Origin of the sequence: Acidovorax sp. ACV02 (assembly GCF_014851475.1) — a bacterium.
Classification (GTDB): Bacteria; Pseudomonadota; Gammaproteobacteria; order Burkholderiales; family Burkholderiaceae_C; genus Acidovorax; species Acidovorax delafieldii.
The window spans coordinates 301757-322584 of the sequence record NZ_JACUZU010000005.1; the positions used below are offsets into that span (position 1 = coordinate 301757).

Here is a 20828-nt window from a genome sequence, read left to right on the forward strand (position 1 = left end):
CCCTAGGCAATGGTAGTGGTACGGTCGTGCTGGGCGCCCCGGTCGATCTGTCGTTCGAGTTGCAGCCCGACCCGGGCACGGATGTCGCATCGTCCTGCGTCACGGCCAAGCTGGTGGCTGGCGACAACGCCATCAGTGACAGCAAGGTGCGTGTGGTCCCATTGCCCGAGGTGCGTGGGCGTCCTTCAGGGGTCCGCGTGCTGGCCTCGGTATCGCTGGATGAACCGGTTCTCACCGTGACCCTGACCGCAGGGTGCAACGGAAAAACCACGCGCAGCTACACCTTCCTCTCGGATTTGCCGACCACCGTCACCCGGTCCGCCTCTGCGTCCCCGGTGGACTTGGCGCGGCTTCCTGCAGCAACCCCCAGCGTAGCTTCAGAGTCACAGCGTTCGCCTTCACAGGGCAGTGGCAGCGCATCTGCGGCTGCCGCCGGTGCGATGCAGGCCACCAGGCACCGTGACAAGGCGCCTGCACCGGCAAGGGCTTTGGGTTCGCCCTCCGCTGAGAGCCGCGCCTCCGGCTCTGCAGCTGCCGCACGGCCTTCCGCGCGTGTGGGCACGGCAGCACCTGGCAAGTCGGTGGTGGCCGCTGCACCTGCAGCGCGCTCGCGTTTGGTGGTTGAGCCCCTGGATACCTGGCTGGACAGTCCTGTGGCGTTGCGCTCTACCGCGCAGCTACCCACGGCACCTTCTGAAGAGATGTCGGCCCTGCGCACCCAGGCCGCCGCGTTGTGGAGATCATTGAACGCGCAGCCGGAAGAATTGCAAAAAGACGGCGAACGGTTGAAGGCGCTGGAATCGGACACCGCCGCATTGCGAGCACAGGCTGCCAAAGACCGTGCAGCCGCTGGTCAGTTGCAGCAGCAGCTGGAGGCGATGGAGCAGGAGCGTTTTCCTGCGACTTTGGTATACGCCTTAGGCGGTCTGCTGGCCTTGGCCTTGGCGGGGGTGGCATGGATGTGGTCGCGGATGCGCAGCGCCTCTGACAAGGCAGTGCGTTCGTGGCGCGATTCTGTGGCCTTGGGCGCACGTGGCGATGCAGCATCGGCGCATGAAGAAGCGGTCAGTCTTACCCCCCATCCCGGCGACACGTGGCTGCCGTCGGAAACCCAGCCTCATGCCGTCGCGGCGAACCCCGAGTCCGGTGCCATGCCCCTGCGCAAGGCAGCCGCTGCGGCCGTGGAACCACGCTTCGTAGCGACCAGCCCGGCGGCGAGTGCTCCCGCTCCCTTGCAGGCGAAGTCGGTTTCCGCGCCGGCCGCCGCCTCGGTAGCGCCCCACATCGTCAACCCTGAAGAGCTGTTTGACATCCAGCAGCAGGCTGAATTTTTTGTCTCGGTGGGCGAGCACCAGCAGGCCATCGAGGTGCTGAAGAATCACATTGCCGAGCACCGCCAGACCTCGCCCTTGGCCTACCTGGAGCTATTGCGGCTGTACCACACGCTCAGCCGTGTGGATGAGTTTGCGCAGCTGCGAACGCAGTTCATGCAGTCCTTCAACGCGCAAGTGCCGGAGTTTGCGGGCTTTCACCGCACGGGCCGCATGCTGTACCACTACACCGACGCACTCGCCGAGATCGAGGCCGAGTGGACAACGCCTGCGGTGCTGGGCCTGCTGGAGAAATTCCTGTTCCGCCGCACGGGCGCTGAAGCGGTGGAGCCGTTTGATCTGGCGGCCTATGACGATTTGTTGCTGCTGCTGGCGATTGCACAGACCACGCCCGCCAGCGCGCGTGGTGCAGCGCCCCCGCGCAAGCGGACGACGCCCCTGGCACCGCCCCGGTCCGAGACCCTGGTGGCACCTGCAGCTCCTGCACCGGTGGCGCTGCACGACGACCAGCCGCTTGATTCACTGGCCGCCAGCCTGGAGTTCGAGTTCGCGATGAAGGCCCAGCAGGAGCCCGAGCCCGTGCGCTCTGCAGCCACTCCCTCCAGGCCCGCAGCGGCAGTAGGCGAGGATTCGCGTGGCATTCCGCTCGACCTGGATCTGTCGGACCCACCCCACCTCACGCTCAGCGATCTGCCCCCGGTGCCCGTGACGGCGCCGCCGCCAGCGGGCCAGCCGGTCGGCTTTGGCATGGAGAACGATCTCATGGAGCTCCGCCTTGAGCTGGAGCAGATGAAGAAGCCCGACAACAAGTAGCGAGCAGGCGACCAATCGGCCACCCGGCGACTATCCAGGGGGCGCTGCGATGGTCGTGAGGGATGCGCGATAGCCGCCGTGGCCGCTATCGCCACCCGGCCGTCACCGCATCAGCGCCATCAGCTCTGCGGCCGATGCTTCAGGGTCCGGTGCGTTGACCAAGGCCCGCACCACGGCCACGGAACCCACGCCAGTGGCCAGTACCGTGGGGAACTGCTCGGCGCTGATCCCCCCAATCGCCACCTGTGGGTAGTCCCGCATCAGCCGCGCATACACGCCCAGCCTGCCCACGCCCTGGGGAGCGGTGGCCATTTTTTTCAAGGTCGTGGGGAACACGGCACCCATAGCGATATAGCTGGGCCCCACGGCGTCGGCACGCACCATTTCGGCATACCCATGGGTGCTCACGCCCAGGCGCAGGCCCGAGCGATGAAGCGTTTGCAGTTCCTCGGCGGTGAGTGCGTCCAGGTCTTCCTGGCCCAGATGAATACCGTAGGCGCCAGCTTCGATGGCGTCCCGCCAGTGGTCGTTGATGAACAACAGCGCGCCCGTGCCTTGCACCGCCTGGACGGCGGCCTGAACTTCGGTCCGGATGGCCTGGGCGTCGTCCGACTTGAAGCGCAATTGCACCGTGGGCAGCCCGGCACGTGCCATGCGGCCCACCCACTGGGCGTCGGGCAGTACGGCATACAAGCCCAAATGCTCCGGGCACGCTGCGAACTGATGGGCGCGTGGAAGGCGCTGCAGGCCAAAGTCCTGGGGCTCGTCCGGCCATTGCTCGGGCTGTGCACTGCCAGTGCGCAGCGCGCGCGCCTGCCAGGCGCGGGCCAGGCATTCGGCGTCATGGGCGATGAAGCCCAACTGACTGCAGGCCTGTAGCGCGGCGAGGTAGACAGGGTCCTGCAACGTGGGGGTTGGCACGGGCTCGGGCGCAAACCCCGCAAAGGTGGCCGCGTGGTGGCTCAGGATGGCCTGCGCCAGGGTGGTGGTGTCATGCATGGGCGTGGTGCCAGAAAGGGGTGCCCAGCACGGGGGTGCTGGGCTGGGCGGCGTCTTGTGCGTCCATGGCACCGGCCAGGCGGGCTGCGCGCCCGGCGCTGACGGCATCGGCAAATGCACCGGCCATGGCCACGGGGTCTTGTGCCAGGGCCACGGCGGTGTTCAGCAGCACGCCGTCATAGCCCCATTCCATGACCTGGCAGGCGTGCGAGGGCAGGCCCAACCCGGCATCCACCAGCATGGGCACGTTCAGGCGCTCGCGCAGCGTTTGCAGCGCATAAGGGTTGACCGGGCCGCGCCCGGTGCCGATGGGCGCGGCCCAGGGCATCACGGCCTGGCAGCCCACGTCCACCAGGCGCTGACACAGCACCAGGTCTTCGGTGCAGTAGGGCAGCACCTGAAAGCCTTCCTTGATGAGGTGTTCGGCCACGCCCACCAGGTTCAGCGTGTCCGGCTGCAGGGTGTAGTCATCGCCGATCAGCTCCAGTTTGATCCAGGGGGTGTTGAACACCTCACGCGCCATCTGGGCGGTGGTGATGGCCTCTTGCGCGCTGTGGCAGCCGGCAGTATTGGGCAGCACGGGCACGTTGAGCTTGCGCAGCAGATCCCAGAAGCTGCTGCCGCTTTCGGCCGGGTTGCTGCCCTGGCGGCGCAGTGAGGCAGTGACCATGGCGGGCTTGGCGCGTTGCACAGCGGCTTCGAGCACGGCGGGCGATGGGTAGCGCGACGTGCCCAGCAGCAGGCGGCTGGCGAACGTCTGGCCGTACAGCACCAGCGGGTCTTGGGGCGTCGGAGTGGTCATTGGTTTACTATGGTTTTTGTAGCTGCTGGTGCATGATTTATAAGCGCTTGCAGCTCTTTTGATTGAATTTTGGCTGGCTCAGCCGCCCGTGACCGGCGAGATGATCTCCACACGGTCGCCAGGCTGCAGCGCATGGGCGGCGTAGCGGGTGTTGGGCACAAAAGTGGTGTTGACCGCCACGGCAAACGGGGGGCGCGCTTCGATGGCGGCCACGGCATCGGCCACGGTGGCGCCTTCGGGCAGTTCGTGCGGGATTTGGTTGATCGAGATGTTCATGCAAATGCGGGGGCTGCAACGCCGGCCGGGGCGGGTGCGGCTGGCTCCAGTTCCAGCCGGAGGTCAAAACGTTCGGACAGGGTCGATTGTCCCGTGTTCAGCACCTCCAGGGTCACATCCAGCATGGCGGGCGAGATCATGAAGCCGTGGCGGTACAGACCGTTGATCTCCAGCACGCCCGGGCGGGTCTGGCGGATGGCGGGCAGGTTGTCGGGCAGCGTGGGGCGGCACTGCGTGGCCAGCTCGATGATGCGGCCTTCGCCAAAGCCGGGGTGCACCGCATAGGCGGCGCTCAGTAGTTCCAGGGTGGAGCGAACACTGGCCGGGGAGCGGTCGTCGGACTCGATCTCGGTCGCGCCAATGACAAACAGATGGTCTTCCTTGGGCGCAATGTAGATGGGGTAGCGCGGGTGCACCAGCCGGGTGGGGCGCTGCAGCGTGACGTCGGGCGCATGGATGCGCACCACTTCGCCACGCACGCCGCGCAAGGTACTCCACTGGCCCTTGGCGCCCAGGCCCCGGCAGTCCAGCACCCGGTCAGGCTGGCCGGGTGCGCCGGGCGTAAAGGCTTCGGGCGACTGGGGCGTGTGCCAGTGCATGCGTACTCCCAGGCGCTCCATTTCCACCACCAGGGCGGCCAGCAACTGGCGATTGTCCAGCTGGCCCTCGCCGGGCAGGTACAGGCCCTGGTTGAAGCGGTGCGCAAGGGCGGGCTCCACCTGCTCCAGGGCGCCACTGTCGAGCTTTTGCAGGGTGGGCAGCTCGGGCAGGCCGCGCTGGTTGTTTTCGAGCTGGCGGGTGAAACGCTGGGCTTCGGCCGCGTCCTGGCGGTGCCACACGATCAACGTGCCGGCCTGCTGGAAAAACACAGGCTCTGACAAGGTTGCCAGCAACTCGGGCCAACGGGTCAACGCGTGGTGGCCCATGCGCACCACGCCGGGTTCGGTGATCGCAGACTCTGCCAGCGGGGCCAGCATGGCCGCAGCCACGGTGGCGGCCGAGTTTTCGGCGGCGGGGCTGCCCGCGTCGTAGATGTCTACACGGTGCCCAAGGCGCGCAAGCTCCACAGCCAGCAGACGGCCCATGAGCCCTGCGCCCAGGATGGCAAAGGAAGAAGGTTGAAGTGACATAGCTCCGTCAGTGTGTCCATGTAGTGGCAAGCAGCCATGGACAAAACGGGGTCACCGTTGATGGAAACTCCCCACGCCAGCATGACCTGGATCGGGTAGCGGGGCTGCTGCGTGTGCCGCAGTGCACAGGGTTCTGTGCGTGCCCCAGGGTATTTCTCAGTCGCGTGCCAAGAGCCGGTTCCAAGTCTTTTTGGAGTTGCACAAGTACCTTGCCGGGAAGGGGTGCTAGGCGCGGTGCGCAGTTGATAGCTCGGCTATCAACAAGCGCCGCAACGCCGCAGACCTCCCGGCAAGGCACTTGCCCGAAGGGTTGGAGTGAAATCGGGCGATTGGACGCCCCGGCTGCTTGCATGGGCATGAGCCCATGCAGCGCACCCGAAGCATTCACTCATCCCGATTGCACTCCAATGCAGTCTCCAAAAAGACTTGGAACCGGCTCTAGGGTGGGACACCCCTGTTTCGTCCGGAAAATGAATTACAGCACATCCCCCATGCGCCCCGTTTTGACGTGGCGCATAGGCCATAATTTTTGCCATGATTTCACCGACGATCTCCTTGCCCTCCACGGGCCACCGCTACGCACGCGTGCTCTCCATTGCCGGGTCTGACAGCGGCGGCGGCGCGGGCATCCAGGCCGATCTCAAAACCTTCAGTGCCCTGGGCTGCTATGGCATGACAGCCATCACCGCCATCACGGCCCAGAACACCTGTGGGGTGACAGGCATCCACGGCATTCCGCCCGAGATGCTCAAGGCCCAGATCGATGCGGTGGTGCAGGACATTGGCGTGGACGCCGTCAAGATCGGCATGCTGCACTCACCGGACGTGGTACACGTGGTGGCAGAAGCCATTCGGACCTATCAGCTGCCGCACGTGGTGCTGGACCCGGTGATGGTGGCCACCAGTGGCGATCGGCTGATTGCCCAGGAGACGGTGGCCGTGCTGGTCCAGGAGCTGTTTCCGCTGGCCGAAGTGGTCACGCCCAACCTGGACGAGGCCGGATGGCTGCTGGGGCGCAGCATCGAGGGCGTGGAGGCGCTGGAGCTGGCCGCGCAAGACCTGCTGCGACTGGGCGCCCGCGCCGCGCTGCTCAAGGGCGGGCACCTTCCGGGCGATTGGGTGGTGGATGTGCTGGCCGTGCAAGGCGGGGAACACGCACAAGGACAGGGCCACCGGTTGCAGTCACAACGCATTGCCACCCACAACGGGCATGGCACCGGGTGCACCCTGTCGTCAGCGATTGCCGCGCAGCTGGCACTGGGCCAGCCGCTGCAGCAGGCCGTGGAGCAGGCACGGGCCTACATCCTGGGGGCCATTGCTGCCGGCGCGGATGTCACCACCGGCCACGGCCATGGTCCCCTGAACCACGGCTACGCGCCCTTGGCGCAGCGGGTGTTTCAGGCACTGTAGAGCGATTTTTTGGGTGTTTTGAGGCTCAGGCGCTAGTCAATCATGCGCTGAGTGCTCATCTTTTGATAGTGACTGGTTAATTCAGTGCGCCTTGGGCCTCGTGGCCCAGGCGAGCACAAAGCTGAACACCAGTGCGGGCAGGGCAGAGCCCGCATCGGGCAGCGCCTTGGGTGCCAGGTGGTACACCGCGATGCCCGCCAGCCAGATGGCCACGGGCACCGCATTCACCTTGCGCGCAACCGCCAGCAGGGCGGGCGCATCGGTGCCGAAGGCCAGGCGCCCCAGAATCACGCCAAACAGCGGCACAAACACCGAGCTGAGCAGCAGCAAGAACGGCTCCAGGCTGTGCATGGGTAGCACCAGTGCCAGCCCGGTGCACAGCGCGGCCACCAGCAGGCCCCAAGCGCGTACGCCCCAGCGCGGCAGCAGGCTGTGGGCCGACACGGCGCCCGAATAGGCGTCGCCATAGGCGTTGTCCACCTCGTCGATCAGGATCAGTGACAGCGCAATCAGCCCGCCCTGGGCCAGCAGCAGCGCCTGCACCAGGTCCTGGCTGGGCAAGGTCAGCGCCACCAGCACACCGAGGCTGTAGCACCAGATGTTGGCCAACGCATAGCCCAGCCAGGTGCCGCGCAGTGCCGAGCCGCCGTTCTTGCCATGGCGCGCGTAGTCGGCCACCAGCGGCAGCCACGAGATGGGCATGGCGATCACCAGGTCCAGAGCGGGCAGCACGCCCATGCCGCCGTCGCCCTTGCGTGTCCACAGCGCTTCAAAACCTTGGGTTTGCGCCAGCGAGAGGAACTGCCACGACAGCCACAGCAGCGACAACACCACCAGCGGCAGGGCAATGCGCGCAATCAGCTTGCGCACCAGCTGCACCATCGAGCCGCTGATGAGCAGCATCACCACGCCGCCCCACAGCAGCGTGGCCAGCACCGGCCAGTGGGCACCGGCCATGGCGCCCGACTGCTGGCCGATGGCCACGGTGGCATCGCGCATCACCACCAGCTCGAACGTACCCCAGCCCACCAGCTGCACGATGTTCAGGATGATGGGCAGGCTGGCAAACGTGCGGCCGTACACGGCGTGCATCAGCCCGGCGCTGGCCAGGCCGCTGTCGCAGCCCAGCTTGGCCACCCAGCCCAGCAGGCCCGCGCCCACGAAGGAACCGGCGACGACGGCGATGAGTGCCTCTTTGGTACCCAGCGCAGGCATCAGGTAGGCGCCCACCTGCATGACCAGCAGGCCCACGCCCAGGCTGAACCAGAGCGAGGCGTGGTCATGCCACTGGAAGACGCGGCGATCGGGGGAGACGGGAGCCAGCGCTTCGTTGGTGGCGTGCGTGGCAGGCGATGAGGACATGGAATGGCTCCGTAAGCAGATACAGAGCAGGGGCCGCCCACCAGTGCGCCCTGACGTGTTCAGGGCCGTGCCATGGCGGACTTGCTTCCCTGCGCGAGGATGATCTCAAGCCTGCAAAGTAAAACAATGCAGGCAACAGGTTCGAAGGGTTTGATCTCAGCCCAGCAACGGATTTATTGCAGGACACCCCCAGCGATATGGTTGGATTCTAGTTAAACAGGGTTGAGTGAGGTCAACGAGCTGTTTCACAAGTGGCGCAGTTCATTTCCTTCATAGGTGCGAATGGCGCCTTGAGGCAGCGGTGACTGTCTAGAGCGGGCCCGCTCGCGTCCCTCGCCGTGGGGCAGAATCCGGCCAGGAGCAGTCCATTGTGAACAATGAAAGCGGACGTTCACTATGGAAACTCAGCCGACGCCTAAGGTGATCGACGGCAAAACAAGCTTTGCCGGCCAAGGGCTCTGGGACTCAGGCGACATATCCGGAAGGTGCAAGCCGGGACCTGATTTTTGTAATGAGTTCTTCCTGACGTTGCGTCAAACCGCATATGCAGTTCGCTGGGGCGAGAATGGCGGGACCAACAGCATCAAATGCCGGGCAGTCTGGATCGTGCTCTGCGTACGAGCCAAGAAAAGTTCGTAACTCCACAACTAGCGGATCTTCGGGATTGCTCATATGGGCTGAACTCTAACGCGTTACGCTTCACAAGACCTGCGGGATGAATTGGACGGCACAGAATGTTCTGGTCACTACTTTCTCCTTGAGCTGGCTTGCAGCCTAGGTACGCGGGCAGTTACCTAATTAGAAAAACCGGGCAAGCTTTAGCGTGTTAAGGGGCAAGGACCGCGCATTCCGACAGCACGTTTGGACGGTCAGGCAGCTCGCAGCGGCTCAACGGACGCTTTGCAGCAGTGTTTCACCGCGTCGGCTCAGGGCCCGCTAGCGCCCCTCGCCATAAGGCAGAATCCGGCCAGGAGCGGTCGGTTGCAGCAAGGAGAAGCGGACGTTCAAAGTTGGAGTTACTGCCGCCCGCGACGCGTGTCGGCGGTAAACGAATTGTTAAGACGCATACCCGCTTACCACTAGCCCTGCTGAGGTGATTTGGTAAGGGTACTGCCCCAGCGAATCAATTTCCGCCTGGACTCTGCCTATATCTTGGGACTCATAACGATGCTGAGGTTGCGCTTGGGGCCACCTGGTTGTCTTTTCGGGGATGAGCAGCCACTCAATCTCTGAGTATTGAAATGGTCCACCCTGAACCGCACCACAATCACCGACACCTAGCTCGGTGAGGCAATCTAGTGCGGGAAGAAAGCCATCTCTGGAACTCTCCCACTCCAGCAATTTCCATGTGCAACAGCTAGCCACCCCTGCTTGTGCCAGGTGTGCAAAGAGCTTCTTCCATTTGGCGTTGGACATTAGCCCAATCATTTCTTCCATTGCTCTGCCTAGCTGAATCCAAACATAATTTATCTCGCAGGACCTGCGGGATAAGCTGAACGATAGGAGCTACTTTCGGACACTGATTGCTCCTGAAAACGGCTTGGAGCCCAGATTTGGAAGCGCTGGGCTGCCACCGCATTCCATACAAACATTCCGCCCCCCGGAAAGTTCACCGAGGCAAACTATAGCCTGCGAACCTGCAAAGCCAGGGCTCTCGACAGTCACGTTTTCAGCTGCAAGCAGGTGGATACGAATCAATGACTGCTCTGGGGAACGGTGCCCACTTTCGGCTCTAGGCCCAAAGCCGCCGTTCAGAAGCTCAGCCCGGGAGCCGCAATTGACTTGCTGCTGCGGCTCTTGGAAATCCCAGTGTCTGCCGACTGGCGAGCTATAGTTTGTCGAGGTGACGCTTGCCGGGTTTAGCGGATTTTTGTACTTGGATGTTTAAACAGTTCATCACTGCAAACCTATGCTGCAAGACACTTCCAGGAGAATCAGTGTCCAGAATATCCCGCGCGGTTCAGTTTATCCCACAGGTTTTGTGGTCTAAATCACGTTAGTCCGCTCAGAACCCACACTGGATTTATGTCGAAGAACATTTTGCTTCCCTTGCTGCTTGCCGCCGCAACCGTCGTGAACCTCGGATGCACGACGGTTTCGTCCCAGACTTCCGTCGTGAGCCAGGCGGCAGCCGCCGGCGCCGGCCAAGATGTCAGAGTGGGCGCCTCCGCTCGGGCGCCAAGCCCTCCCATCGGTGAACTCGTACCTATCGAGAAGTGGATAGTGACACTCGTCACAGCCAAGAGCGTCCCTAGGCTCGGTGAGGTTCGCGAGATCGCGGATACGTTCACGTTCGAGGGCCGAATATATGCACACGCCACGTTGACGTCACAACCCGGTGTTCACGGTGGGCAGCCATCTGTCGAGATTCGTTGGTTCAATGGGGAGAGGCTAGTCTCGGTTCAGAAGGCCCAACCGGTAGTCAACAAGTCGCCGTACTACATGGTCTCGTCTACTTCAGGCACAGCGCTTGGAATAGGGCAAGGCAGAGTGGAGTTCTCCGCCAATGGCAAGCTCATCGCTACCAAGGCGTTTGTCGTGTCTGAGAAGTGAAACTCTGTCAGCCGAGAGGGCGGCCCAAGTGCCTTGCCGGTGGCGTCCGCTCAGCTCAATCGTTGAGCGTTCGCTTTCATCTGCCGCCGCAGGCTGCGGCTGGCCGAACTGCCCCACAGCGAGGGACGCTAGCGGGCCCTTAGCCTGCGATGGGGCCACATTCCCCGAAGAAGGCATTGATTCAGAATGGATTGATAAGAGCCAACAGCGTTCGGTCGATGAGCCCCATCCCGCCTACGAGCATCTTGTGTGCAGAATATCCCTCGAGATGCATTTTTATCCGGCAGTTTGTGTGGTCTAGATTACTTTATACGTATGACTCAGTCCCTGCTTGAACGTGCATCTGCATACACCACAGCGAAGGTGCTTGAGGCGGATTGCTGCGTGAGTCGGTTACCAGAGGCCTTGCAAACAGTGGTGGTCATCAACACAACTCAGGGCATCATCGACAACGGCGGTCTGGAGTATTTCTACGAGAGCGACTTCCCCGCGAATCCGCCGTATTCCTTCTTTGCGGAGACCTTCCGTCGTATTGGTGTTGAGTCCGTCGCTTCGTGCATTGACGAGGGTTCACGCATGTTCCCGTTCCCGGAGCCACACCTACATGAGGCCAAGCGACGGACTTGGCTTGATTCCGTGAAGGACGACGAAGCGCATCCATTCGTCCATCTAAGTCGCAAGGCGCGCGGCGACGAGTTGGTATTTCAGAAGCTCGCCGAATATGTCGACAGGCATCGAGATGCATTCAGAGCTGCATAGCTGGGCAGTCAATTCAGACACCTTGCGGTAAAGGGCTCCACGACTATCGGAAGTCCTGCACCGTGTAGCCCTTCACCGCAAGGTGCCGGTTGCCTTTACGTTGAGTGTCCGCTCTCAATTGCAGCTGCTGACCACTCCTGGCCAGTAGGTAGCGGGCAGCTCAATTACTGTTCCGACCCTGGCGCAGGATGATCTTAATCAGGTTCAAAGGGACTCTCTCAGTCGGTTCCGGCAGGCCGATTCGACGCCTCTAGCGATGGCGCCCCAAAGGAGCACGGTCCTCTTGGAGGGGGAGGGTCAGCGCTTGCCCTGGGCGATCGGGATCGCGTAGTGCATCACGGAGTCGCTGGACGTCGGGTGGTATTGCGAGCCGTAGATTTCCAGATCCGGCCCCAGGGTGTGCGACGGGCCGGCCGACAGCAGCCAGCTCGCATAGATGTAGTTCACCGTCGCATCGACGTTCTGCGCAGGGCCCCGGTGGGTGAAGCGTGCATAGGTCGATCCGGGGATTTCCATGGCCACCATGCCCGGTGGCAGCGCACCGAGGCCCCGCACTTCGATGCAGGCCAGGTAGCGCAGTTCTTCGGTGTGGGGCCCCGCTGGGGCTACGACGCCGTAGCAGACCCCGGGCACGGTGTTCGCAATCTCGCCCAGCCGGGGCAGGAACTTCGCCCACAGGGGCGGCAGTTTTTGCCCCAGATTGTTCTTTTCGGAGTCGATGCCGTAGTAGTCCGTGGGCAGCCCGACCAGCTGCATGGGAGGCTGCTCCTTGATGTCGGGTTTCAGCGAAATGTTGTGGTGAATGTGCGCGAGGTAGCTTTCGTCGAAGCGGATCTTGCGCACGAACAGCGAGCGGTTGCCCATCTTGCGGTACTGCGACGGCGTGAGCCGAAAGCAATCGCGGAACGCGCGCGTGAAACTCTCCTGCGTCTCGTACCCGGACGCCAGCGCAATGTCGAGCACGCTCAGCCGCGTGTTGGTCAACTGCTCCAGCGCCCGCGAGAACCGGCGCGACCGGATATAGGTCTTGAGGGTTTCGTTGGTCAGCGCCTTGAAGATCCGCTGGAAGTGCCACTGGCTCATCCCGGCAGCCCGTGCCACCTCGGAAAGCTGGATATCGGATTCGAGATGGGCCTCGATGAAATCGATGCCCTCCTGGATTTGCCGGAGATAAAGCACGGCGGCGTCGGTTCAAGGGATTTCAAAGAAACCGGTCATGGCAACCAGGCGATTCCGGTCGTTGTACCGGCCGTAGCTCACGCCTTCTCCGATCACCTGTCCGCTGCCATCCACCATGTTCCATTTGGCGATGCTCTGCTGGTTGTGGCTGGCGAAATAGTGGGTCACAAAATGCCCGCCGGGCACCTGGCTGTGAAAGTTGTCCATGTAGGCCGTCAATTGGTCCCAGCCCTGGGCGGTGGCCAGCGGGTCGTTGTAGGTGCAGGCGGGGTCGAGGGACTGGGTAAAAAGGGCTGTGCGGTCCGCGGCCGAATCGGTCTTCCACGACGCGGTGTAGGTGTCCCAGATGGATTGAAGGGGGGGTTGGCTCATGGCGTGCTCCTGGTGGGTGGATGGAGACGCCATCGTGCCGGGCGCTTGCGCGCCTTTTGGACATTTTGTGCTTATTTGTGGGCCCGTCGTTTGGGCACGAAGTGACGAGCCCTGGCCCGCCGGGGCTACACGGCGGCAGAAGGTGCCGATAACGGTGCGACACCCAGCAACTGGTGCAGCCGTGGACTGGTGGTGGTGTATTGCAGCGCCACCTTGTCGCCCTTGAGCACCTCGGCCGCACCAAAGGCCGCCAGCGTGGCTTCGTGGAAGCCGCACAGGATGAGCTTGCGTTTGCCGGGGTAGGTGTTGATGTCGCCCACGGCGTAAATGCCGGGCACGCTGGTGCGGAAGGCCTCGGTGTCCACCACCAGCTGTTTGCGGTCCATGGCCAAACCCCAGTCCGCAATGGGTCCGAGGCGGGGGGAGATACCCAGCACGGCCACCAGCAGGTCCAGCGCCAGGGCGCGGGTGCTGCCGTCGGCATCCACCACGTTCAGTGCGGTGAGGCGGTCGCCCGCAGTGTCAATGCCGGTGATCTGTGCGGCCTCGACGTGGATCCGGCCCGCATCGCGCAATTGCTGCAAGCGTTGCAGCAGGGCTTCAGGCGCCTGGAACACGTCGCGGCGGTGCAGCAGGCTCACGCGGGTCGCCTGGCCTTGTTCGGTCAGATCCACGGCGCGGGCCACGGCGGGCTCGTCGCCGCCGTGCACGACGACGTGGCGCCCGGCCACATCCGCAGTCGCGGGCAGGTGTTGGTAGTGGACCTGGTTGCCCACAAAGCGCTCGATGCCGTCCACCTTGAGCGTGCGCGGCACAAAGGCGCCCACACCTGCGGCAATGAACACACTGCGGGCCCGCAGTTGTGCGCCTTGCGAGGTTTCGACCAGCAGGCGCCCGTCAGCTTGTACGGTGAGTGCGGACACCAGCGTGTTCAGGTGCCACTGGGTCTTGAACGGCGCAATCTGCTGCAGCAGCAGACCCGCCAGCTCACGCCCGGTGCACACCGGGATGCCCGGGATGTCGTAGATGGGTTTGTCGCCGTACAGCTCGACGCACTGGCCGCCCGCATGGGGCAGGGCGTCGATCAGGTGAGCGGTGATGCCCTGCAGGCCCAGCTGGAAGACCTGGAACAGGCCCACGGGCCCCGCGCCGATGACGACGGCGTCGGTATCTTGAATCATGCTCAAGCCACGCGCGCAGCGCCCGAAACTGGCGCTGCCAAAGACCTGTGCCACCGTGGAACTGGCTTTGCCAGGCCACTGGTGGCGTCCCCCTTGGGGGATGGCGCGAAGCGACTCAGGGGGGTCACTTGACTAGTTCGTTGACCTTGCCCGGCTTGCCGTTCCACTCGTCGGCGTCAGGCAGCGCGGGCTTGCGTTTGGTGATGCTCTTCCAGCCGTCGGCAAAGGACAGATCGGCGTTGAGTTTGATGAAGGCGATCTGGTCGGCCGGCAGGTCTTCTTCGGCAAAGATGGCGTTGGCCGGGCACTCGGGGATGCAGACGGCGCAATCGATGCACTCATCGGGATCGATGACGAGCATGTTCGGGCCTTCGCGGAAGCAGTCCACGGGGCACACGTCCACACAATCGGTGTACTTGCACTTGATGCAGTTTTCGGAAACGACGTGGGTCATGACAGGAGTTGTGTGGGTCGGTGAAAACCCTCGATTTTAAAAGCTTTCACCGACCTTTGGTTGCAGGGTCCCTCACCCCGATGGGGTGACTGGGGCTTGGGGCGCTGATCTGGATCAGTTGACGAGCACGGCGCCAGCGGTTTTGTGGCTGGCGGTGTCCACCAGAATCAGCGAGCCCAGCACGCGGGCCTGGCTGAATGCTGCGGCGGGAATCGCCTCCTGCAGCAGCAGGTCCACATGGCCTATGGCATTGGGATCGAGCTGTGTGGCGGCTTCTTCGGCCAGCGTGTTGATGTTGAGCTTGTGCACCACGGCCTTGACCTTGGCCTTGACCCAGCGGTGGCCGTGGAGCGCCCAATACACGCGGCCTGCAACCAGCGGCTCGTCGTCCATCCAGGCGACGGTAGTGCGCAGCTCGCGGCTGGCGGGCCAGGCCGGGGTGGCGGCGGGCGTGTCGCCAAAGTCGTCATCGGCTGGGGCTGCTGCGGGTGTGGGCGCTGCCAAAATCCAGTCGCCGCGCGATACGTCCACCTCGCGGTCCAGGATGATGCCCGCGCTGGTGCCTGCGGGCACGTCTTTGGGGTGGCGGGCGTGGTCCAGCACCTGGGCCACCGTGGCGAGCTGGCCGCTGGGGAAAATCTGCACCGCCGTGCCGGGCGCAAAACTGCCGGCGGCCACGCGGCCCCAGAACACGCGGCGGCCCTGGCTGGTGTCCGACGAGGACGAGAACTTCTCGACCCACTGCACCGGGAAGGCAGGTGCCAGCGCTGTGTCGGCGGGGGTGTTGGGCAGTTCTTCCAAGACTTGCAGCAGGGTAGGACCGTCATAGCCGCACCAGCCTGCGTGGGCGTCCACCACGTTCCAGCCCTTGAGGGCGGAGACCGGCACCATGGCGCGCACGGTGATGCCTGCCGCCTGGGCAAAGGCCTGCAGTGCGCCTTGAATATGCTTCCAGGCCAGCGCGGGGGCTTCCACCGCGTCCAGCTTGTTCACGGCAAACACCAGCGAGTGCACGCGCAGCAAATGGGCCAGCAGGCTGTGGCGGCGCGTCTGCGGCAGCAATGCGAGGCCGGGGTTCTTCCAGTCGAGCTTGGTCGCATCGACCAGTACCACGGCGGCGTCGGCACTGCTGGCGGCCGTCACCATGTTGCGGGTGTACTGCTCATGGCCGGGCGCGTCGCCAATGATGAACTTGCGCTCTTCCGTGGCGAAGTAGCGGTAGGCCACGTCGATGGTGATGCCTTGCTCGCGCTCGGCGGAAAGGCCGTCGGTCAGCAGGGCCAGGTCGGTCTCACCCTGGCGCTGAACGCCGGCCAAGTGGTCTTGCAGCACGGCCTTGCTGTCCACCAGCAGGCGGCCGATCAGCGTGCTCTTGCCGTCATCGACGGAGCCGCAAGTGATGAACTTGAGGGCGGAAATATGGTCGTTTTGGCCGGTAGCGCTAGTGTTGTTTGCGCCAGTAGCTATTGAATTGATAGCGGTCATCAGAAATACCCGTCCTTCTTGCGCTTCTCCATCGAAGCATCCGATGTCTTGTCGTCCATGCGTGTGGCGCCACGCTCGCTCACGTCGGCGGCCAAGGTCTCGATGACGATCTCGGCCGGGGTGGCTGCGGTGCTTTCCACGGGGGCGGTGCAGGTGATGTCGCCCACGGTGCGGAAGCGCACATCGCGCGTTTCCACCATATCGCCCTCACGCGGCGGGGTCAGCTCGGTCACCGGCATCAGCAGGCCCTTCTTGTCCACCACCTGGCGCTTGTGCGTGTAGTAGATGCTGGGCAGGCCGATCTGCTCGCGGTCGATGTACTGCCACACGTCCAGCTCGGTCCAGTTGCTGATGGGGAAAACGCGGAAGTGCTCGCCGGGCTGCAGGCGGGTGTTGAACAGGGTCCACAGCTCGGGGCGCTGGGCCTTGGGCTGCCATTGGCCGAAGCTGTCGCGGTGCGAAAAGATGCGCTCCTTGGCGCGGGCCTTTTCCTCGTCGCGGCGGGCGCCGCCGATCAGCGCGTCGAAGCGGAATTCCTCGATGGCCTCGAGCAGCGTGACCGACTGGTGCACGTTGCGCGATTCGCCGGGGTGGGCCAGGCGCACGGTGCCGCGCGCCATCGAATCTTCCACGCTGCGCACGATGAGTTCGGCGCCCAGCTCCTTCGCCCGGAAGTCGCGGAAGTCCGTCACTTCAGGAAAGTTGTGGCCCGTGTCGATCATCAAGAGCGGGTAAGGGATGCGGCCCGCGCCAAAGGCCTTCTCTGCGCACTTGAGCATGACCAGCGAATCCTTGCCGCCCGAGAACAGCAGGGCGGGGCGCTCGAAGGCGGCGGCGACTTCGCGCAGGATGAAGATGGTTTCTTCTTCCAGGGCGTCGAGGTGGGAGTTGTTGAGGTGGTAGCTCATGTTGTTGGTTTTCTCAAGCAGCGCTGAGTCGGTGCGGGCATTCATGGTCGGACCTGGGGTCAGTGGGCAATATGCAGGCCACACTCGCGGTTGTCTTCGCCCTTGGTGGGGTCCACGTAGTCGAAGTTGTTGGGCAGGCCGTGTTTCACGCAGTACTCGTGCAGGTCTTTGGACGACCAGTGCAGCAGTGGAGCGACCTTGATGAGGCCGTCGGGGTTGATGCTCACCGGGTCCATCTGCGCGCGCACGGCGGTGTCGGTGGCGCGCAGCGCAGTGAACCAGACTTGCGGCGCGGTCTCGCGCAGGGCGCGGGCAAAAGGCTCCAGCTTCACCTCTTCGGTGAAGGCGGCGTGGCGTGGGTCGTCCAGCGCGGGCGTAGGGCCGTCCACCGCTTCGCGGTGGGCGCGCGAGCGCAGGGGCAGGTAGATCTTCAGCTTCAACCCCAGCTGCTGGGTCACTTCGTCGGCAAAGCGGTAGGTGGCTTCGGTGTTGTAGCCGTTGTCCATCCAGACCACGGGCACTTCAGGATTCACCTGCGTGACCATGTGCAGGATCACGGCTTCGAAGGGGCGGAAGTTGGTGGTGACGATGCTGGTCTTGCCCAGGCCCAGGGCCCATTCCACCAGGGCGGGCGCGTTGCGTCCCAGGTCGGTGTTGATGCGTGCGAGATCGATTTGGCTCATGGTGAGGGGGCTCGTGTTTTGGTGCAGCGGGCGCGCGGGCAGTGCGCCTGTCAGGCGGCCTGGGCGGCAAACAGGGGTTGGGGGTTCACTGCGTCGCCCTGGTAGAAGCCAGGGAAGCGTTCAAACTGGCGCTGCGCATCGGCAGCGTCCACGCCCTCGCGCAGCACGGCGCTGGAAAAGCCCGTGCGTTGCATCTGCACCAGCTGATCGATCAGCACATCGCCGGTGGCGCGGATCTCGCCGGTAAAGCCACGGCGGCGGCGCAGCAAGAAGGCCTGGCTGAATGCGCGGCCATCGGTGAAGTTGGGGAAGTGCAGATCCACACGGTCCACGCCATCGAGCGGCAGGGCCAGCGCATCGGCATCGTTGGGCAGGGCCACGGCGCGGGCGTCGCCATCGGCAGGCGGCTGGTGGTCTTGGGCGGCGATTAGTTTCAACATCATGTCTGTGGGGCTGTGCTGTACGGCGCTGCGGGGCTCAGGCGGCAGCGGTTTCTGGTTCTTTGTGGCGTGCCTGCTTGGCGGCTTCCTTGAACGGGTCGAGGCCAGTGCGGCGCACGGTGTTCTGGAAGGTCTCGCCGCTTTCGCGCAGGTCGCGGTAGGTGCCGAGCACGGCCTCGATCACATCCGGAACTTCGGCCGCCGAGAACGACGGGCCAATCACCTTGCCGGCCACGGCAGCGCCCGACAGGTCAGAGCCGTCGGAGCCGCCCAGCGTGACCTGGTACCACTCTTTGCCGTCTTTATCGACGCCCAGGATGCCGATATGGCCGCTGTGGTGGTGGCCGCAGCTGTTGATGCAGCCGCTGATGTGCAGGTCGATCTCGCCGATGTCATCCAGCTCGTCCAGGTCCTGGTAGCGCTGGGTGATGGCCTCGGCAATCGGCAGTGAGCGGGCGTTGGCCAGCGCGCAGAAGTCGCCGCCGGGGCAGGCGATCATGTCGGTCAGCAGCTGCACGTTGGCGCTGGCCAGGCCCAGGGCCTTGGCTTCTTGCCACAGGTCAAACAGGCGGCTGGCGTGCACCCAGGGCAGCAGCACGTTTTGGTCGTGCGTCACGCGGGCTTCGCCGGCGGAGTATTTGTCCACCAGGTCGGCCAGTGCAATGAGCTGGTCGCTGGTGGCGTCGCCGGGCGACTGGCCGGGGCGCTTGAAGGACAGCGTGACGGCGCGCAGCTGAGCGTTTTGGTGGGCGTGCACATTGCGCTTGAGCCAGCGGCCAAACATCACATGCTCTGCCGCCTGTGCATCCAGCGATGCCTGCAAGGCTGCAGGTGCCACGTCAGCGATGTCGGCCAGCTTGGGTGGCACAAAGCATGCGGCCACACGGTCAAATTCGGCCTGCGGGATGGTGTGGGGGCCGCCGTCAATCTCCACGATCTGGCGGTACTCGGCTTCCACGTCGTCGATGTACTGCTGGCCTTCGGACTTCACCAGAATCTTGATGCGGGCCTTGTACTTGTTGTCGCGGCGGCCATGCTCGTTGTACACGCGCACGATGGCCTCGATGTAATTCATGATCTGGTTCCAGGGCAGGAACTCGCGGATTACGGTGCCGATGACTGGCGTGCGGCCCATGCCGCCGCCCACAAACACCTTGAAGCCGATCTCACCCGCATCGTTCTTGACCAGGTGCAGGCCCACGTCGTGCCAGCCGGTGGCCGCACGGTCGTCCTTGGCGCCAGTGATGGCGATCTTGAACTTGCGGGGCAAAAACGCGAACTCGGGGTGCAGCGTGGACCACTGGCGGATCAGCTCCGCATAGGGGCGGGGGTCCACGATCTCGTCCACGGCGATGCCTGCCAGCGCGTCGGTGGTGGTGTTGCGGATGCAGTTGCCGCTGGTCTGGATGCCGTGCAGGTTCACGCTGGCGAGCAGGTCCATCACGTCGGCGCTTTTGGACAGCGGAATCCAGTTGAACTGCACATTGGTGCGGGTGGTGAAGTGGGCGCAGTGCGTGGGCAGGAACGTGGTGCCCAGCTTGCCCTGGCCTTCCATGGCGGCCTTGAAGACGGCGGCTTCGGGCTCGTCGTATTCACGGGCAATCTGCGCCAGCACGCGCAGCTGGCGGCTGGCGATCTCGCCGTAGGGCACGGCCACGCGCAGCATGGGGGCGTAGCGCTGCACGTACCAGCCGTTTTGCAGGCGCAGGGGGCGGAAGTCGTCCTCGCTCAGCTTGCCCGTCTGCCAGCGCGTGAGCTGGTCACGGAACTGTGCGGCACGCTGTTTCACGAACTGGGTGTCGAAAGCGGTGTATTGGTACATAGGGGCTCAGATCAGAATCAGTTTGAAGCCTGCCCAGGCCAGCAGAATGGACAAGGCGGAGCGAATCAGGCGCTCAGGAGTACGGGCGACGAGGCGAGAGCCCAGCCAGATGCCCGGCAGCGAGCCAGCCAGCAATTGTGCAAGCAAAGGCCAGTCCACCGAGCCCAGGGATGCGTGGCCCAGGCCCGCCACCAGGGTCAGCGGCACGGCGTAGGCAATGTCGGCACCGATGATGCGTGGCAGCGGCAGCATGGGGTAGACGAGCAACAGCACCGTGACGCCGATGGCGCCTGCGCCCACCGAGGTAAAGGTCACCAGCGTGCCGATCACGGCGCCCAGCAGCACCGGCAGGCTCCAGTGGCGGGGGCGGGTGGGGTCTCCGGTGTGGCTTTTGCGGGCAGCGGCTTCGGCTGCCTGGCGCTGGGCAGAAAACGCCACCACCTTGTAGAGCGTGGCCGCCGCCGTGAGCAGCAGGGCGAAGCCCAGCGTGGTGGTCATGATGGCCTGCGCCGTGCCGCTGGCGGGCCCCAGGACTTTCAGCGCCCACAGCGCCAGCAGCGCCGCCGGAATGCTGCCGGCGCACAACTGGCCCACCACTTTCCAGGGCACCAGCCGTTGGCGGGCCAGGCTCACGGTGCCGCCCATTTTGGTGAAGGCCGCGAACAGCAGGTCGGTGCCGACCGCCATGTGGGGCTTGATGCCGAAGAAGAAGATCAGGATCGGCGTCATGAGCGAGCCGCCGCCCACACCGGTCAGGCCAACGATGAGCCCGACGGCAAAGCCCGCAAAAACAAACGCCAATTCATACATGGGGGTGAATGTAGGGGACGTGCTTATGGATGCAAACTATTGTTTTGCTCTGCCAATAT

At 64.1% G+C, this 20828-nt stretch carries 19 protein-coding genes; 4 read left to right on the plus strand and 15 right to left on the minus strand.

The features are described 5' to 3' along the window. Positions 1–26 precede the first annotated feature (26 nt). Complete coding sequence (locus IB236_RS14235) at positions 27–2144, plus strand: hypothetical protein (protein WP_370539917.1); 2118 nt, start codon at positions 27–29, stop codon at positions 2142–2144. A 102-nt stretch (positions 2145–2246) separates the two neighbouring features. Here the strand turns inward: IB236_RS14235 and IB236_RS14240 are convergent, their stop codons facing one another. From IB236_RS14240 to thiO, 4 genes are all read right to left on the minus strand, one after another. Beyond that, positions 2247–3143: a thiamine phosphate synthase gene (locus tag IB236_RS14240; RefSeq protein ID WP_146872408.1), complete on the minus strand. Its 897-nt coding sequence runs from the start codon at positions 3141–3143 to the stop codon at positions 2247–2249. Then, the gene (locus IB236_RS14245) at positions 3136–3945 is read right to left on the minus strand and encodes a thiazole synthase (protein ID WP_146872409.1); all 810 of its coding nucleotides are present in this window, start codon (positions 3943–3945) and stop codon (positions 3136–3138) included. Before IB236_RS14245 ends, IB236_RS14240 begins: the two co-directional genes overlap by 8 nt. Before the next feature lie 78 nt (positions 3946–4023). Next, a complete protein-coding gene (gene thiS / locus IB236_RS14250; protein ID WP_056067422.1) occupies positions 4024–4221 on the minus strand; it encodes a sulfur carrier protein ThiS in 198 nt (65 codons plus the stop codon). Continuing rightward, positions 4218–5351, minus strand: coding sequence for a glycine oxidase ThiO (gene thiO / locus IB236_RS14255; RefSeq protein ID WP_192421239.1), 1134 nt, complete (start codon positions 5349–5351; stop codon positions 4218–4220). Before thiO ends, thiS begins: the two co-directional genes overlap by 4 nt. Positions 5352–5885: 534 nt before the next feature. Here thiO and thiD point away from each other — a divergent pair. Then, positions 5886–6761, plus strand: a complete 876-nt coding sequence (gene thiD, locus IB236_RS14260; RefSeq protein WP_146872411.1) for a bifunctional hydroxymethylpyrimidine kinase/phosphomethylpyrimidine kinase — start codon at positions 5886–5888, stop codon at positions 6759–6761. Positions 6762–6842: 81 nt separating this feature from the next. Here the strand turns inward: thiD and IB236_RS14265 are convergent, their stop codons facing one another. Next, positions 6843–8123: a cytosine permease gene (locus tag IB236_RS14265; protein ID WP_192421240.1), complete on the minus strand. Its 1281-nt coding sequence runs from the start codon at positions 8121–8123 to the stop codon at positions 6843–6845. A 2025-nt stretch (positions 8124–10148) separates the two neighbouring features. Here IB236_RS14265 and IB236_RS14270 point away from each other — a divergent pair. Both IB236_RS14270 and IB236_RS14275 read left to right on the plus strand, forming a co-directional pair. Beyond that, the gene (locus tag IB236_RS14270; RefSeq protein WP_192421241.1) at positions 10149–10676 is read left to right on the plus strand and encodes a hypothetical protein; all 528 of its coding nucleotides are present in this window, start codon (positions 10149–10151) and stop codon (positions 10674–10676) included. Between the two features lie 315 nt (positions 10677–10991). Further along, entirely contained in the window at positions 10992–11435 is a 444-nt protein-coding gene (locus IB236_RS14275; protein WP_192421242.1) for a DUF4375 domain-containing protein, read from the plus strand. A 297-nt stretch (positions 11436–11732) separates the two neighbouring features. Here IB236_RS14275 and IB236_RS24605 read toward each other — a convergent pair whose 3' ends face one another. The 10 genes from IB236_RS24605 to IB236_RS14325 form a co-directional block, all read right to left on the minus strand. After that, positions 11733–12614 carry a helix-turn-helix domain-containing protein gene (locus tag IB236_RS24605; protein ID WP_056744236.1) on the minus strand — a complete coding sequence of 294 codons (882 nt, stop codon included), beginning with the start codon at positions 12612–12614 and terminating at the stop codon, positions 11733–11735. A gap of 12 nt (positions 12615–12626) precedes the next feature. After that, complete coding sequence (locus IB236_RS14285) at positions 12627–12986, minus strand: nuclear transport factor 2 family protein (protein WP_056744238.1); 360 nt, start codon at positions 12984–12986, stop codon at positions 12627–12629. Between the two features lie 125 nt (positions 12987–13111). Then, a complete protein-coding gene (locus IB236_RS14290; protein WP_192421243.1) occupies positions 13112–14167 on the minus strand; it encodes an NAD(P)/FAD-dependent oxidoreductase in 1056 nt (351 codons plus the stop codon). 124 nt (positions 14168–14291) lie between these two features. After that, complete coding sequence (fdxA, locus tag IB236_RS14295) at positions 14292–14621, minus strand: ferredoxin FdxA (protein WP_056744243.1); 330 nt, start codon at positions 14619–14621, stop codon at positions 14292–14294. A gap of 114 nt (positions 14622–14735) precedes the next feature. Next, complete coding sequence (locus IB236_RS14300) at positions 14736–16106, minus strand: sulfate adenylyltransferase subunit 1 (protein ID WP_056744245.1); 1371 nt, start codon at positions 16104–16106, stop codon at positions 14736–14738. Next, entirely contained in the window at positions 16106–17059 is a 954-nt protein-coding gene (gene cysD / locus IB236_RS14305) for a sulfate adenylyltransferase subunit CysD (RefSeq protein ID WP_056744248.1), read from the minus strand. Before cysD ends, IB236_RS14300 begins: the two co-directional genes overlap by 1 nt. A gap of 14 nt (positions 17060–17073) precedes the next feature. Then, entirely contained in the window at positions 17074–17697 is a 624-nt protein-coding gene (locus IB236_RS14310) for a phosphoadenosine phosphosulfate reductase family protein (protein ID WP_192421244.1), read from the minus strand. Between the two features lie 50 nt (positions 17698–17747). Further along, on the minus strand, positions 17748–18134 hold the full coding sequence (locus tag IB236_RS14315) for a DUF934 domain-containing protein (protein ID WP_056745094.1): 387 nt from the start codon (positions 18132–18134) through the stop codon (positions 17748–17750). A gap of 40 nt (positions 18135–18174) precedes the next feature. After that, complete coding sequence (locus IB236_RS14320; RefSeq protein WP_192421245.1) at positions 18175–19959, minus strand: nitrite/sulfite reductase; 1785 nt, start codon at positions 19957–19959, stop codon at positions 18175–18177. Between the two features lie 6 nt (positions 19960–19965). Then, entirely contained in the window at positions 19966–20769 is an 804-nt protein-coding gene (locus IB236_RS14325) for a sulfite exporter TauE/SafE family protein (protein WP_192421246.1), read from the minus strand. Positions 20770–20828: the final 59 nt, after the last annotated feature.